The 15,337-nt window shown below is 63.1% G+C and carries 10 protein-coding genes and 5 tRNA genes; 12 read left to right on the top strand and 3 right to left on the bottom strand.

Going from position 1 to position 15,337, the window contains the following annotated elements; all coding sequences use genetic code 11:
* Positions 1 to 19 precede the first annotated feature (19 nt).
* Positions 20 to 2,455, bottom strand: a complete 2,436-nt coding sequence (locus AB3X95_RS04430) for a TIM-barrel domain-containing protein (RefSeq protein ID WP_368620782.1) — start codon at positions 2,453 to 2,455, stop codon at positions 20 to 22.
* A gap of 19 nt (positions 2,456 to 2,474) precedes the next feature.
* Positions 2,475 to 3,761 (bottom strand): MFS transporter, encoded by a 1,287-nt coding sequence (locus AB3X95_RS04425; protein ID WP_176126415.1) that lies wholly within the window; start codon positions 3,759 to 3,761, stop codon positions 2,475 to 2,477.
* A 461-nt stretch (positions 3,762 to 4,222) separates the two neighbouring features.
* Here AB3X95_RS04425 and AB3X95_RS04420 point away from each other — a divergent pair, with 461 nt between their 5' ends.
* The 6 genes from AB3X95_RS04420 (at position 4,223) to AB3X95_RS04395 (ending at position 11,293) form a co-directional block, all read left to right on the top strand.
* Positions 4,223 to 4,570 (top strand): hypothetical protein, encoded by a 348-nt coding sequence (locus AB3X95_RS04420; RefSeq protein ID WP_368620781.1) that lies wholly within the window; start codon positions 4,223 to 4,225, stop codon positions 4,568 to 4,570.
* 182 nt (positions 4,571 to 4,752) lie between these two features.
* On the top strand, positions 4,753 to 6,669 hold the full coding sequence (locus AB3X95_RS04415) for an extracellular solute-binding protein (protein WP_368620780.1): 1,917 nt from the start codon (positions 4,753 to 4,755) through the stop codon (positions 6,667 to 6,669).
* Between the two features lie 49 nt (positions 6,670 to 6,718).
* Positions 6,719 to 7,756: a microcin C ABC transporter permease YejB gene (locus tag AB3X95_RS04410; RefSeq protein WP_176126412.1), complete on the top strand. Its 1,038-nt coding sequence runs from the start codon at positions 6,719 to 6,721 to the stop codon at positions 7,754 to 7,756.
* On the top strand, positions 7,756 to 8,862 hold the full coding sequence (locus AB3X95_RS04405; protein ID WP_176108252.1) for an ABC transporter permease: 1,107 nt from the start codon (positions 7,756 to 7,758) through the stop codon (positions 8,860 to 8,862). Before AB3X95_RS04410 ends, AB3X95_RS04405 begins: the two co-directional genes overlap by 1 nt.
* Positions 8,859 to 10,490 (top strand): ABC transporter ATP-binding protein, encoded by a 1,632-nt coding sequence (locus AB3X95_RS04400; RefSeq protein WP_176126410.1) that lies wholly within the window; start codon positions 8,859 to 8,861, stop codon positions 10,488 to 10,490. Before AB3X95_RS04405 ends, AB3X95_RS04400 begins: the two co-directional genes overlap by 4 nt.
* 137 nt (positions 10,491 to 10,627) lie before the next feature.
* Positions 10,628 to 11,293 carry a C40 family peptidase gene (locus AB3X95_RS04395; RefSeq protein WP_176126408.1) on the top strand — a complete coding sequence of 222 codons (666 nt, stop codon included), beginning with the start codon at positions 10,628 to 10,630 and terminating at the stop codon, positions 11,291 to 11,293.
* 112 nt (positions 11,294 to 11,405) lie between these two features.
* Here the strand turns inward: AB3X95_RS04395 and AB3X95_RS04390 are convergent, their stop codons facing one another.
* Entirely contained in the window at positions 11,406 to 12,350 is a 945-nt protein-coding gene (locus AB3X95_RS04390) for a patatin-like phospholipase family protein (RefSeq protein ID WP_176108255.1), read from the bottom strand.
* A 488-nt stretch (positions 12,351 to 12,838) separates the two neighbouring features.
* Here AB3X95_RS04390 and gltX point away from each other — a divergent pair, with 488 nt between their 5' ends.
* The 6 genes from gltX to AB3X95_RS04360 all read left to right on the top strand — a co-directional run bounded on the left by gltX (position 12,839) and on the right by AB3X95_RS04360 (position 15,169).
* Entirely contained in the window at positions 12,839 to 14,248 is a 1,410-nt protein-coding gene (gene gltX / locus AB3X95_RS04385) for a glutamate--tRNA ligase (protein ID WP_184226684.1), read from the top strand.
* Between the two features lie 119 nt (positions 14,249 to 14,367).
* Positions 14,368 to 14,443, top strand: a tRNA-Ala gene (locus tag AB3X95_RS04380).
* 189 nt (positions 14,444 to 14,632) lie between these two features.
* A tRNA-Glu gene (locus AB3X95_RS04375) sits at positions 14,633 to 14,708 on the top strand.
* Positions 14,709 to 14,798: 90 nt separating this feature from the next.
* A tRNA-Asp gene (locus AB3X95_RS04370) sits at positions 14,799 to 14,875 on the top strand.
* A 61-nt stretch (positions 14,876 to 14,936) separates the two neighbouring features.
* Positions 14,937 to 15,012: transfer RNA gene (locus AB3X95_RS04365), tRNA-Glu, on the top strand.
* Positions 15,013 to 15,092: 80 nt separating this feature from the next.
* A tRNA-Asp gene (locus AB3X95_RS04360) sits at positions 15,093 to 15,169 on the top strand.
* Positions 15,170 to 15,337: the final 168 nt, after the last annotated feature.

Genomic DNA, 15,337 nt, shown 5'->3' with positions numbered 1-15,337 from the left:
GAGTCGGTGCTTTTGTGTGTCAGTGCGGCAGCGAAATCGTCAGGCAGCGCCAGCCGTTTGCGGTGTGGTCGGCGTCGAGCGTGCCGTTCGTGCAGACGATCGCGCGTGTCTCATGCATCGGCACGAACACACGCACTTGCAGCTGCGTGCGATGCTTCCATTGCGGACGCTCGAGCGTCACGCGCAACGTGTTTGCGTCACCCGTCAGCGTGACGTTCCAGCGGCCTTGCTCGCCATTGCGCCAGGCTTCGGTCTCGCCGTCGTCCTCGATCGAGCCGCCTTGCGCGGTGCCCGCGCCGGCATGGGGCACCGCGAGGAATGCGCGCTCGTCGGCGGGGCGGCCGAAATGCTGCTCGGCGATGTTGAGCGGAATCACGCTGCCTTCGCGCAGCAGGAACACCGGCCGCTCGATAGGCGCGGGCAGCGTGACGGTCTGGCCGCCGTCGAATGCTTCGCCGCTCCAGTACGACACCCAGCGCGAACCGGCGGGCAGATACACGTCGCGCGTGCTCCGGCCCGGATCGACCACCGGCGCGACCAGCATCGACGAGCCGAGCATCATGTCGTCGCCGTCGACGAGGCAGCGCGGATCGCGCGGAAACTCCGCGAACAGCGGCCGCAGCACCGGTTCGTACGCACTATGAGATTGCCACAGCAGCTCGTACAGGTAAGGGATCAGCCGATAGCGCAGCTTGATCAGGTCGGCCACGTGCCGGGTGACTTCCGGATGCATCCATGGCTCGTTGACGGTGCCGTCGTCGTTCCACGAGTGAATCGAAAAGCGCGGCAGGAAAATGCCGAACGCGACCCAGCGCGCGAACAGCTCCGGCTGCGGCGCCGGACCCGAGAAGCCGCCGATGTCATGGCCGCTATTCGACACGCCCGACATCGCGAGCCCGAGGCCCATCTTCAGATTGAAGCGCAGCGTTTCCCACGACGTGTAGTTGTCGCCCGACCACGTCTGTACATAACGATGCATGCCCACGCCGCCCGAGCGCGATACGAGGAACGGACGCTTATCGGGCGCATGCTCGCGCTGCGCGTCGTGCGACGCGCGCATCATCAGCTGCGTTTGCAGCACCTTAGCCTGATGTGCCGGATACGGCTTGCCGAAGCCGTGCGCAATTGCATGCGGCGACCAGATCTCGAACTCGTTGTTGTCGTTCCAGGTGGCCGCGATGCCATATTCGAGCAGCGCGTCCTTCACGCGCGCCTTCCACCAGTCGATCGTCGCGGGATTCGTGAAGTCGAGATACGCGCCGACTTCGTCCCAGAACTGCACCCATGCGGGCTCGCCGTCGGGCGCTTCGATCAACAGGCCGGCCTGCGCGACGTCGTCGAACGCGGGGTGATCCTGCAGCAGACACGGCTTGATGTTCGCGCACAGACGCACGCCGTGATCGAGATAGCTCTGCACGAAGCCTTCGATGTCCGGAAACTTCTCGTGGTTCCAGTTGAACACGTAGCGCTTCGGCCCGATCGACGTATAGCCCGATGACAGATGGAACGAGTCGCACAGCACGTCGTGCTCGCGGCAGCGCTCGATGAATTCGCCCATCTGCTGTTGCGCGTCCGGTGCGTCGGTGTAGCTCATCGTCGAGCCCGAGTAGCCGAGGCCCCACTTCGGCATCCACGCGGGACGTCCGGTGAGCCACGTGAAGCGGCGCACCGCGTCGAGCGGCGAGCCGGGCGACGCGATGAAGTAGTAGTCGAGATCGCCATGCTCGGCGATGAAGTGCCGATAGCGACCGTGATAGTTGTCGAGCTCACGTCCCATGTCGAAGCGGCAATCGGCGAGCGTGTCGTAGAACAGGCCAAAGCCGGTCGACGTCTGCGGCTGCCACGTCACGTAGAACGGGATGTGTTTGTATAGCGGGTCCGTGGTGCGTGCGCTGTAGCCCATCGCGTCGATGTTGCGCATCTCGTAGCTTTGCTGCGCGCGATCGAGCGAGCCGGCACGCTCGCCGAGGCCCACGTACATTTCGTCGCGGCGCCGCTCGACGTAGTGATAGACGCGCGAGTCCCACCAGCCGAAGTTGTACGCCTGGGTCTTGCGATCGCTCATTACGCGATGCCACGTGCCTTCGTGCACGATGTCCCATGCGCAGGCGCCGCCTTCGAGCGCGACGCTCACGCGTACGCGCGCCGTTTCGATCGCCACGTGGCCGGCTGCTTCGTTCACCGTGAACGGCGGCGGCGTAAAGCCGCTCAGGTCGCGGCGCTCGCGGCCTTCGAGCGGCACGTCGTCCGCGCCGGGCGCGATCGCCCACGTGCGCGGACCGTGCGTTTCGCCGTCCGGCAGCACGAGCACGCGGATGATGTCCTCGGCGAGCACGAATAGCTCGATGCGGCAATTCGGCTGCGCGCTCAGCACGACCGGGTTGGCCGCGGGGTTGCCAGCGTTGGGGGCGAGTGCGAAGCGCGGCGGATGTTTGAGATTGATCTGTGAACGCATGACGAGTCTTCGAGGGAGGTCAGGCAGCGGTGTTGACGCTCAGGTCGGCGCGGCGCGCGCGGCCGTGGCGCGGCACACCGCGCATCAGGATGATCAGCAGCGCCGCGCCGATGATGTCGAACGCGCCCAGCGCGCCGAACAGCGGCGTGTAGCCGATCGAATCGGCGAGCGCGCCGACCATCAGCGAGAAGCCGAGGCCGCCGATCCACGCGGCCATGCCCGCGAAGCCGGCGACGGTGCCGACTTCGCCGGGATCGAACACGTCGGCGGCGAGTGTGTTGACGAGCGCCGAGATCATCTGGTGCGCGAAGCCGCCGACGCAGAAGAGGGCGATCGCCTGGTACGGCGACGCGACGAGACCGATCGACGCCGGGCCGAGCATCATCAGCGCGCCGAGCACCACGCCCGAGATGCGCGACCAGATCAGCGGCACGCGAAAATGCTTCATCAGGAACGGCGACAGATAGCCGCCGAACAGGCCGCCGAGGTCCGCGGCGAGAAACGGCAGCCACGCGAACAGAGCGATTTGCTTCAGATCCATATGACGCTGCGTGGCGAGATAGAGCGGAATCCAGAAGCTGAACGTTTGCCACGCGGGTTCGGCGAAAAAGCGTGCCTGCGCGATCGCCCAGAAACGGCGCGTGCGCAGTACTTCACGCACGCTCGCGCGGCGTGCCGCGGGCGGTGCCTGGCCTTCGACGATCGCCGTGCGCTCGGCGTTACTCACGCGCTTGTGCTCGGTGGGCGAGCGGTACAGTACGAACCATGCGGCGGCCCAGAAGAAGCCGAGCGCCCCGGTCACTGCAAACGCGCTCTGCCAGCCGTAGCGCAGCGACAGGAACACGACGAGGGGCGGCGCGAGCAGCGAGCCGAACGAGGTGCCCGCGTTGAAATAGCCGACCGCGACGGATTTCTCGCGATCGGGAAACCATTCGGCGACGACCTTCATGCCGGCCGGAATCGCGACCGCTTCGGACAGACCCATGAAACCGCGCAAGGCGGCGAGCGAAAGCCAGCTGCCCGCGAAGCTATGGAACACGCCGGTCAGCGACCACAGGCACGCGAACAATGCGAAACCGAGGCGCAGGCCGATCAGATCGATGATCAGGCCGCAGACGGGCTGCATCACCGTATAGCCGACCTGGAACGCGCCGACCACGTACGAGTACTGCCGCGTGTTCATGTGGAGCAGCTTCATCAGCTCGGGTGCCATCACGCCGAGCGCGTTGCGCGACAGATAGTTGACGATCGTCCCAACGCAAACGAGGGCGATGATCCACCAGCGCAATCCCTTGATCGTTTTCAAAATCAGTCTCCGTGGCGCATTGAGCGGTTGCTTTCCGAGGCAGCGCTCGGAAATGCTCGAATTCGAACATTTATTGGTCTTCAATGGAAGTCATCCTACCACTTGGAACCCGGTTAGATATCGGGGAAAACCATGGCATGTGCGGAGTTATCCCTGATTTTTCGAGATAATCTAGTAATCTTTGTCAGAATTTTTGAGAGGTGATCGGATGACTGCGATCAGAAATATCGAGCACGAATGTTCTTTCGAACATCGAATGTTCGTTTTCGGTAAGCCTGTCAGGCCTCAGCCGCCGGCTCCGCCGGAAGCGTTTTTTCACGGCCGTATGGCGGATGTAACCAGACATTACGCCGCAGTCGGTCAGGCGATTTTCAGCATCAGTTATTACAAGGTTGAAATACGCGTGTTGGTGCCTTGCGTTATATTTCCGCCAACAAAACATGTTCGTACAAAGGTGATCAATGAAGTCCGTTCGTCTTGTTCCGTTTATGCTCGGGGTGTTCACGTTGGCTGCATCGGGTGCCGCGATGGCCGCGGGGCTCAACGTCGGAGTCAATATCGGCATCCCCGCGCCGGTCTACGTCGCACCGGCTCCGGTCTACGCACCGCCGCCGCCTCCGCCGCCTCCCGTCGTCTATCAGCCGGCTCCCGTGTACTACGGCGGTCCGCAGATCGTGATCGGCTGGCATGGCGACCGTTACTGGGATGGCAGTCGCTACTGGGCGCGCGACGACTGGTATCGCCACCATCCGCCGGGCCACGGCGACTATTGGCGCGGTCACTACGACCAGCATCGCGGCTGGCACTGAGCCGGCACCGCGGCGCGCTAACTGGCTGCTGCGACATCAGAACCGCCCTTCGAGGGCGGTTTTTGTTTTCTGCGCTGAAACATCGATAACTGATGCGTTTCGTCGCAGTCGCCCGCCGGATCGCGCAAGCTAATTGGGTAGAATCCCCCACATCGCCACTGCCCACTTACCAGCACGACTCCATGACAACTGGCTCGCGACGGGTTCAAACGCCTCAGGGACTTCGACACAGCGTGCTCCACGGACCCTTGCGCGCCGCGTTCGCCGTCGCGCTGCTGTGCGCGAGTCTGCTCGCCGCGCCGCACGCGCATGCGGCGCATGCGATCGCGCAGTACGGCGAGCCGAAATATCCAGCGGGCTTCAAACACTTCGACTACGTCAATCCCGATGCGCCGAAAGGCGGCACGCTCGTGCTCGCGAACCCGAGCCGTCTGACGAGCTTCGACAAGTTCAATCCGTTCACGCTGCGCGGCAATGCGGCGCCGGGCCTCGAATTGATGTTCGAGAGCCTGACGATCGGCAGCAGCGACGAAGTCGCGTCGGCTTATGGGCTGCTCGCCGACGACATCGTCATCGCGCCCGACGGCCTGTCGGTCACGTTCCGCATCAATTCGCGCGCGCGCTTTTCGAATGGCGAGCCCGTGACCGCCGACGACGTCAAGTTCTCGCTCGATACGCTGAAGAGCCCGCAGGCCGCGCCGCAGTTCGCATCGCTTTTCAGCGAGATCAAGGGCGCGGTCGTCGTCGATCCGGCCACGGTGCGCTTCGAGTTTCGCGAGCGCAATCGCGAGTTGCCGCTGCTCGCGGGCAGCATGCCGGTGTTCTCGCGCAAGTGGGGGTTGAAGCCCGACGGCAGCCGCATTCCGTTCGATCAGCTTGCGTTCGAAAAGCCGATCGGCAGCGGGCCGTATCTGATCGACAGCTTCGACAACGGCCGCACGATCACGTTTAAGCGCGACCCGAACTACTGGGGCGCCGATCTGCCGGTGCGCGTCGGCATGTACAACTTCGATCGCATCGTCTACAAGCTGTATGCGGATAGCACCGCGCGGCTGGAGGCGTTCAAGGCGGGCGAGTACGACGCGCTGGTCGAATACATCGCGCGCAACTGGGTGCGGCGTGACGTCGGCAAGAGGTTCGACAGCGGCGAGTTGATCAAGCGCGAGTTTGCACAGCACAACGGCACCGGCATGCAGGGCTTTTTCCTGAACACGCGCCGGCCGCTGTTCCAGGACGTGCGGGTGCGCAAGGCGCTAGATCTCGCGCTCGACTTTCAATGGCTGAACCGCCAGCTGTTTTTCAGCCAGTACACGCGCATCGATAGCTATTTCGCCAATACCGGATGGCAGGCGAAGGGGCTGCCGTCGCCCGGCGAGCTCGCGCTGCTCGAGCCGTTTCGCGCCCAGCTCGACCCCGCGGTATTCGGGCCGCTGCCGAAGCAGCCCGATACCGATCCGCCCGGCACGCTGCGCGCGAATCTCCTAGAGGCACGCGATCTGCTGCAGCAGGCCGGCTGGACCTATCGCGACGGCGCGCTGCGCAACGCCGAGGGCGAGCCGTTCCAGTTCGAGATACTCGACGACGCCGGTTCGGCCTCGTCGATGGAGCCGATCATCGCGACTTTCACGCGCAATCTGCAGAAGCTCGGCATTACCGTGAACTTCCGCACTACCGACTTCGCGGTCTATCAGAAGCGGCTCGACGCATTCGATTTCGACGTGACGACGATTCGGATGCCCGACGTGCAGGTGCCGGGCTCCGAGCAGATCACCCGCTTCGGCAGCAAGGCCGCCGATACCCCCGGCTCGGACAACGCGATCGGCCTGAAGTCGCCGGCCGTCGACGCGGTGCTGAACGCGCTCGTACACGCGCAAACGCGCGAGCAGCTGACCGACGCTGCGCACGCGCTCGACCGTCTGCTGATGCATGGCTACTATGTGGTGCCGCACTGGTACAGCGGCACGCATCGCGTCGCGTACAAGCGCGGACTCGCGTGGCCGAAGACTTTGCCGCTGTACTATGGCGCGGAGGGCTGGATCACGACGATGTGGTGGTACGAAGATCCGCAGGCGCATGCGCACACGGCCAGCGCCGACTGATCCGCAGACCCATCGCCCCCACCAACGCGTTCGCACTGGAACACCGCCTATGTGGAGCTACATCCTTAAACGCCTGCTGCTGATGATCCCGACGCTGCTCGGCGTGCTGACGCTCACTTTCGTCGTGATCCAGTTCGTGCCGGGCGGTCCCGTCGAGCAGATGCAGCACGAGTTGCGCAAAGGCGCGGAGGGCGCCTCGCCGTTCGGTTTGCGTTCGCATAGCGGCGTCGATGCGCAGCAGATCGCGCAACTGAAGCAGCTATACGGCTTCGACAAGCCGCCGCTCGAACGCTACGGGCTGATGCTCAAGCGCTTCGCGACCTTCGATCTCGGCCAGAGCTATTTCCGGCATCAGAGCGTGTGGTCGCTGATCGTGTCGAAGCTGCCGGTGTCGATCAGCATCGGCCTGTGGACGTTCTTTCTGACCTATCTGATATCGGTGCCGCTCGGCATCGCGAAGGCGGTGCGCAACGGCTCGCATTTCGATATCGCGACGAGCCTCGTCGTGCTGGTCGGCTACGCGATTCCGGGCTTCGTGCTGGGCGTGCTGCTGCTCGTGCTGTTCGGCGGCGGCACCTTCCTGCAGCTGTTTCCGCTGCGCAACCTCACGTCCGACAACTGGGACCAGCTGAGCCTCATCGGCAAAATCCTCGACTATCTGTGGCATATCACGTTGCCTATCACGGCGTCGGTAGTGGGCAGCTTCGCGGTCGTCACGATGCTGACGAAAAACGCGTTCCTCGACGAAATCCGCAAGCAGTACGTGCTGACCGCGCGCGCGAAAGGTTTGTCCGAGCGGCGCGTGTTGTGGAAGCACGTGTTTCGCAATGCGCTACTGCCGCTGATCGTCAATTTCCCGGGTGCTTTCATCGGCGCGTTCTTCACCGGCAGCCTGCTGATCGAAACGCTGTTCTCTCTCGACGGGCTCGGCTTGCTGTCGTATGAATCGGTGATGCGGCGCGACTATCCGGTCGTGCTCGGCACGCTGTATCTGTTCACGCTGATCGGCCTCGTCACGCGACTGATCTCCGACCTGTGTTACGTGTGGGTCGATCCCCGCATCCAATTCGAACAACTGGAGCGCTGATGAATCGAGCCCGCCTTTCCGCCGATGCGGCGGCACGCACCGAACCCGCGCGCGCACTGATGTCGCCGTCGCCGGCGCGTCGCGTGTGGCAGCGGTTTCGCCAGCAGCGTCTCGGCTACTGGAGCCTGATCATTTTCGTCGTCGCGTTCGCGGCGAGCCTCGTGGGGCCGCTGTGGTCGAACGACAAGCCGGTCGTCGTGCGCTATGACGGTCATCTGTATTTTCCGCTCGTGAAGACCTATGCCGAGACCACCTTCGGTGGCGACTTCCCGACGCCGACCGATTACCTCGATCCGTACATCCGTCACCGCTTCGACGCGCCGGGCAACTTCGCGCTGTATCCGCCGAATCATTACTACTACGACACGCTCAACTACTTCTCGAAGGCGCCCAACCCGGCGCCGCCGTCGCGCGAAAACTGGCTCGGTACCGACGACCGCGGCCGCGATCTGTTCGCGCGTCTGCTGTACGGCTTCGGCGTGTCGGTCGTGTTCGGCCTCGTGCTGACCGTGATCAGCACGATAGTCGGCATCGTCGCGGGGGCGGTGCAAGGTTACTTCGGGGGGCGAACGGATATCGTCGGGCAGCGGTTGATCGAAGTCTGGAACGCGATGCCTCAGCTTTATCTGCTGATCATCTTTTCGTCGATCTTCGAGCGCAGCTTTGCGCTCTTGATCGTGCTGCTGTCGCTGTTCAACTGGATCGGACTGTCCGATTACGTGCGCGCCGAATTCCTGCGCAATCGCCAGCAGGATTATGTGCGCGCCGCGCGCGCGATGGGCCTGTCGCATTGGCAGATCATGTGGCGTCACGTGTTGCCCAACAGTCTGACGCCGGTCATCACGTTCCTGCCGTTCAGCATGAGCAGCGCGATTCTCGCGCTGACGAGCCTCGACTTCCTCGGCCTCGGGGTGCCGCCGCCGACGCCGAGCTTGGGCGAGCTGCTCGCTCAGGGCAAGGCGAATCTCGATGCATGGTGGATCTCGGTGTCGACCTTCGGCGTGCTGGTGGCGATGCTGTTGCTATTGACCTTCATGGGCGACGCGCTGCGCAACGCGCTCGACACGCGTATCTCCGATGCGATACACGCCGGAGGTGGCCAATGAGCGCGCTCCCGCAAATCGATCCGCCATCGACGGATATGCCGCTGCTCGAATTCGACCATCTGCGCGTTGCGTTCGGCGACACGGTGGCCGTCGACGACGTCACGCTCGCGATCGCGCGCGGCGAGCGCGTCGCGCTCGTCGGCGAGTCGGGTTCGGGCAAGAGCGTGACCGCGCTGTCGGTGCTGCGCCTGCTGAACGACGCGCAGGTGAGCGGCGCGATCCGCTTCGATGGTGAAGATCTGCTCGCGAAGAGCGAGCGCTCGATGCGCGGCCTGCGCGGCTCGGACATCGCGATGATCTTCCAGGAGCCAATGACCGCGCTCAACCCGCTGTACACGATCGGCGACCAGATTGCCGAGACGATCGTCGTGCATGACGGCGTCAGCGTGGCCGAGGCGTGCCGGCGTGCGGTCGCGTTGCTTGCGCGCACTGGGATCACCGAACCGGAGAAGCGCGTCAACAGCTATCCGCATCAGCTGTCGGGCGGCCAGCGGCAGCGCGCGATGATCGCGATGGCGCTCGCCTGCCGGCCGCGCCTGTTGCTCGCCGACGAGCCGACCACTGCGCTCGACGTGACGATTCGCGCGCAGATCGTCGAACTGCTACTGGAGTTGCAGCGCGACGAAGCGCAAAAGCGCGGCATGGCCGTGCTGCTGATCACGCACGACCTGAATCTGGTGCGTCACTTCGCGCAGCGCGTCGCGGTGATGGAGCGGGGCGTGCTGGTCGAAACCGGCACGGTCGAGCAGGTCTTCGAGGCGCCGCGCCATCCGTATACCCAGCGGCTGCTCGCCAGCCGGCCGCAACGCGAGGTCGCGCCGGTGCTGCCGATCTCGCCGGTGCTGCTCGAAGCTCGCGACGTGTCGGTCGACTTCAAAACGAAGCTGCCTGGCCTGCGCGGTTGGTTCGGCGCGGGGCGGTTTCGTGCGGTCGACTCGGCGAACGTGTCGGTACGCCAGGGCGAGACGCTCGGGATCGTCGGCGAATCAGGGTCGGGCAAGTCGACACTCGCGATGGCGCTGCTCGGTCTGCAGCGCACCGCGCACGGCGAGATCCAGTTTCAGGGCAGGGCGCTCGCGAGCTATCGCGGCGCCGAAAAGACCGCGCTGCGCTCGAATATGCAGGTTGTCTTTCAAGACCCTTTTAGTTCGCTTTCGCCGCGGCAGACGATCGAGCGGATCGTCGGCGAGGGGCTCGCGCTGCATCGGCCGCAGATGACGCCGCAGGCGCGGCGCGACAAGGTGCTCGCGGTGCTGCGTGAAGTCGGCATCGACCGCACCGCGCTGTATCGCTATCCGCATGAGTTTTCGGGCGGGCAGCGGCAGCGCATCGCGATCGCGCGCGCGCTGGTACTCGAGCCGCGCGTGCTGATCCTCGACGAACCGACCAGCGCGCTCGACGTCTCGATTCAGCAACAGGTGCTCAAGCTGCTCACCGGTTTGCAGCACAAGTACAACCTCGGCTTCGTGTTCATCAGTCACGATCTGGAGGTGATCGGGGCGATGGCGCACCGCGTCGTGGTGATGCAAAACGGATCGATCGTCGAGACCGGCGAAGTCGAGAAAATTTTTGCGGCACCCGCGCATGCTTACACTAGAAAGCTGCTGAAAGCGGCGCTTGATCGTTGATTTTTCACCGTTTCACCAATTGAGTGCGCGTCTCGATTGATTTTTTCTATTCCTTTTGACACGCAAATACTTACTGGCTAGTATCGACCAAACTTTTTTCGTAGACGTCTGATTTTTTTGGCAAAAACTACCGACCAATGCAGCACAGAAACTTCACCCAGGCTTGCACGCGCGTCGTCGCCGGGATGTTCATTGGCGTCTTGATGGCAGCAGCTCCCGGCGTATTCGCCGATGAAGTAAGCGGTTTTAATCAGAATGCCTCGTATCCCACCACCAACGGCTCGGATCCTCTCTCCCTCCTCACTCCCCAACCCAAGGCTGCTAGCACCGAGAGCAGCGGCGCCAAATCATTCCTTTCCGGTATGGCCGGCAAAGCGGGTGACGTGGTGGTCGGCGCGCTGAACATGATCGGCGTTCGCTACCGTTGGGGCGGCAATACGCCAGATTCAGGGCTTGATTGCAGCGGTTTCGTGCGCTACGTGTTCCAGGACACGCTCGGCCTCGCGCTGCCGCGTCGTGCCGAGGAAATGAGCCGGATGGGCGAGAAGGTGCGCGTCAGCGACCTCAAGCCGGGCGATCTGGTGTTCTTCAATACGATGCGCCGCACGTTCTCGCACGTCGGCATCTATATCGGCGACAACAAGTTCGTGCACTCGCCGTCCACCGGCAGCACGATCCGCGTCGACGACATGGATGACGGCTACTGGGAAAAGCGCTTCACGGGTGCGCGTCGGATCGAGACCTCGTATCAGGCCGACGATCTGCGCAAGCGCGTGACCGCGACGATCAGCGGAAATAACTAATTCCGCGCTGAGTCCGGCGATAAAAAAGCCTGCTTCGTTCGAAGCAGGCTTTTTGCATTTGATGCGCGAACTTTGCCCTGGTGGCGCACGGCGACTGTGCGCCACGAGGTTTTCAGGCGCCCATGCGCCGCGCGGCGAGCTTGCGCTGCAATTCCGGCATCATCTTCGCGACCGCTTCCTCGCCGGCGAGGATCGCCGCGTTGCGCTGCGAGAAATCACTGCCGCTCATCGCCGCGAGATTCGGCCGGATTACCACGTCGGCGTACTTGTCGAGCTCGTAGGCCTTGATCGTCTGGCCCATGATCGTGAAGGTCTGCATCAGCACGTCGAACGAGCTCGTGGTGAGGCCGGTCTCCGGCCGCTGCGAGATATCGACGGCGATGACGAAATCCCCGCCCATCTTGCGCGCGAACGACGCCGGTACGGGGCTCACGAGACCCCCATCCACATACTCGTGACCGCCGATCTTCACCGGCTCGAAAATCGACGGCACGCTGCACGACGCGCGCACCGCGGTGCCGGTGTTGCCGCGCTGGAACAGGATCGGCTGGCCGGTTTGCAGATCGGTCGCGACTACGCCGAGGGGCCTCGCCATCTTCTCGATCGGGCGGTTGTTCAGCGTCGTGTTCAGGTAGTTCTGCAGCGCGACGCCCTGCAGGAAGCCGCGCGTACGAAACGGCATCGCCCAGTCGCTGATCGACGCTTCGTCCATCGACAGCGCGAGCTTGTTCAGCGCGAAACCGTTCATGCCCGACGCGTACAGCGCGCCGACCACGGAGCCGGCGCTCGTGCCGGCGATCAGGTCGATCTGGATATTGCGCGCCTCGAGCGCCTTGATCACGCCGATGTGCGCAAAGCCGCGCGCGGCGCCGCCGCCGAGAGCGAGCGCGACGCGAACCGGTTTCTGTTGCGCTTTTTCAGGCGGCGCAACGGCGGGCGTCGCGGTGATGGGCGCGCCATTGAGTTTGCCGTTGGTCGTGGTGCAGGCGGCAAGCACTGCGGATGCGGCCGCCAGCGAAAAGCTGCGGCGGCTCAAACTTGGGGATGAGGGTTTCAACGAGTTCTCCAGCTACGGCGCGGGCGACGCAGGCGGCGTCGCGCGTACCGCGATCAGGCTGAGGTCAGGCCAGGCGTATCGCCGGCGGCGATTCCGCGCGCTGGAGAGTGTCCCGTTCCTATCGGATCGATGTGCGGGGCAAGCCCTTATATCAGCGCGCGCACATCTTAATGCAAACGATCGGCGCGCGCGGTCCGCTGTAATGAAACGTTGCAGAGGAAGTATTCGGAACTGGGGCCGCGTCTTTTCAAGATGAGTTCGGTCAGCGGAGGGAAGGTGCCTGCGCAGGTGTCCGGACGCCGTTCGCCCATGCGCCATAGCCGTTCGGACGAGGGCGGCAACCCGCGGGCGGAAGGTATAATTCGCGTCTTGCATCTATTTCCCTCGTGGCCGTGCGCGACATCGCGCGCAGCATGGGCACGCTTCGCTGCCGCGCTTCGCAGCCGTGTTCGCTCGAGCGCCGGCGCCTGTTTTCCGAGTAACCGCTAATGACCACCTCCGTTCGTACCCGTTTCGCACCGAGTCCCACCGGCTTCATCCACCTGGGCAACATCCGCTCCGCGCTGTATCCGTGGGCGTTCGCGCGCAAGATGAAAGGGACCTTCGTGCTGCGGATCGAGGACACCGACGTCGAGCGCTCCACCACCGAATCCGTCGACGCGATTCTCGAGGGCATGGCATGGCTTGGTCTCGATTTCGACGAAGGCCCGTTCTACCAGATGCAGCGCATGGACCGTTACCGGGAAGTGCTGAAGCAGATGCAGGACGCCGGGCTCGTCTACCCGTGCTACATGTCGACCGAAGAGCTCGACGCGCTGCGCGAGCGTCAGCGCGAAGCGGGCGAAAAGCCGCGCTACGATGGCACGTGGCGCCCGGAGCCGGGCAAGGTCCTGCCGGAGCCGCCCGCGGGCGTGACGCCGGTGCTGCGCTTTCGTAATCCGCTGACCGGCGTGGTCGCGTGGGACGACGCGGTGAAAGGCCGCATCGAAATCTCGAACGAAGAGCTCGACGACCTCGTGATCGCCCGTCCGGACGGCACGCCGACGTATAACTTCTGCGTCGTCGTCGACGATCTCGACATGCGCATCACTCACGTGATCCGCGGCGACGACCACGTCAACAATACGCCGCGGCAGATCAACATTCTGCGCGCGCTCGGCGGCGAGCCGCCGGTGTATGCGCATCTGCCGACCGTGCTGAACGAGCAGGGCGAGAAGATGAGCAAGCGCCACGGCGCGATGAGCGTGATGGGTTATCGCGATGCAGGGTATCTACCGGAAGCGGTCGTCAACTATCTGGCGCGCCTCGGCTGGTCGCATGGCGACGCGGAGATTTTCACGCGCGAGCAGTTCGTCGAGTGGTTCGATCTCGAGCATCTCGGCAAGTCGCCGGCGCAGTACGACCATGACAAGCTGAACTGGCTCAACGCGCACTACATCAAGGAAGCCGACAACGCACGCCTCGCCGAACTGGCGATACCGTTCTTCGCGGAGCTCGGCATCGACGAAGCCACACTCGCGCAAGGTCCGGATTTGACGGGCGTGGTGGGCCTGATGAAGGATCGTGCGTCGACCGTGAAGGAAATCGCGCAGAACTCCGCGATGTTCTATCGCACGCCGGCACCCGATGCCGAGTCGCTTGCCCAGCACGTGACCGACGCGGTTCGTCCGGCGCTCGCTGATCTGGCCGCTGCATTGAAGACGGTCGAATGGACCAAGGAGGCGATCGCCGCCGTGCTGAAGGCTACGCTCGGCGCGCACAAGCTGAAGATGCCGCAGCTCGCGATGCCGGTGCGTTTGCTGGTGGCGGGTACGACGCATACTCCGTCGATTGATAGCGTGCTGATGCTGTTCGGTCGCGACGTCGTCGTTGGCCGTATCGAAACAGCGCTTGGCTGATCAGCTGCGGGCGTGCGTGACAGGGTTTCGCACGCCTTCGGAAAAATCGCATGTAATTGCTCAAAGGGTATTTACAAACCGCAGATCGCCCTCTAGAATCTCGTTTCTCTGATGTGCGCGGGGGTATAGCTCAGCTGGGAGAGCGCTTGCATGGCATGCAAGAGGTCAGCGGTTCGATCCCGCTTACCTCCACCAACACAGCAGAGAGAAGTTAAAGTGGTTAAGAAGTCTGAAAGTTGTAGAAAAAAAGACTTCACAAATAACTGAAACGTAGTTAAAATAGCGGTCTTCGTAGTTGACGTTAAAAAGCTCAGCGAATTAACTGAAAAGTTAGAGCGAGCTGAATAAGTCGAAAGCGAATTAAGACGGATCTGAAAAGATTTTGTCCCCTTCGTCTAGAGGCCTAGGACATCACCCTTTCACGGTGAGTACAGGGGTTCGAATCCCCTAGGGGACGCCAAACATCAGCGTCGCTTTAGTATTCGAGTAGTAGTAAAGCAGCGCAGCTTGCAGAGAATTAACCGACGCTCGCAAGCAGGGTGTAAAGACTGGAGTGGTAGTTCAGTCGGTTAGAATACCGGCCTGTCACGCCGGGGGTCGCGGGTTCGAGTCCCGTCCACTCCGCCAGACAAAGCCCGTTCACACATACCTGAACGGGCTTTTTCATTAAAGGTGTAAGCAGTACGTTGTCCCCTTCGTCTAGAGGCCTAGGACATCACCCTTTCACGGTGAGTACAGGGGTTCGAATCCCCTAGGGGACGCCAGAACATCGGCGTCGTTCGGTTGGAAGTTTGAACGGTGCAGCAGGCTGGGAGCATGGCCCGCAGACTGCGATGCAAAATCTGGAGCGGTAGTTCAGTTGGTTAGAATACCGGCCTGTCACGCCGGGGGTCGCGGGTTCGAGCCCCGTCCGCTCCGCCAGATTTGAGAAAGCCCACTTCACAAGAAGTGGGCTTTTTTTATTGTGCGCCCAGCATGGGCGCACTCTTGTGGGTGCAAGTCCCACCGCAAGTTGATCACAGCGAGCGAAGCGAAGCGCAACTGCGCGAGGGCGACCGGGCGTAGGGAGGAAGCGTGGAGCGAAACTGC

Origin of the sequence: Paraburkholderia sp. BR13444 (assembly GCF_040948755.1) — a bacterium.
Lineage (GTDB): Bacteria > Pseudomonadota > Gammaproteobacteria > Burkholderiales > Burkholderiaceae > Paraburkholderia > Paraburkholderia youngii.
Note: the sequence above shows the minus strand (reverse complement) of the source record. Positions and strands in the feature narration are given on the sequence as shown.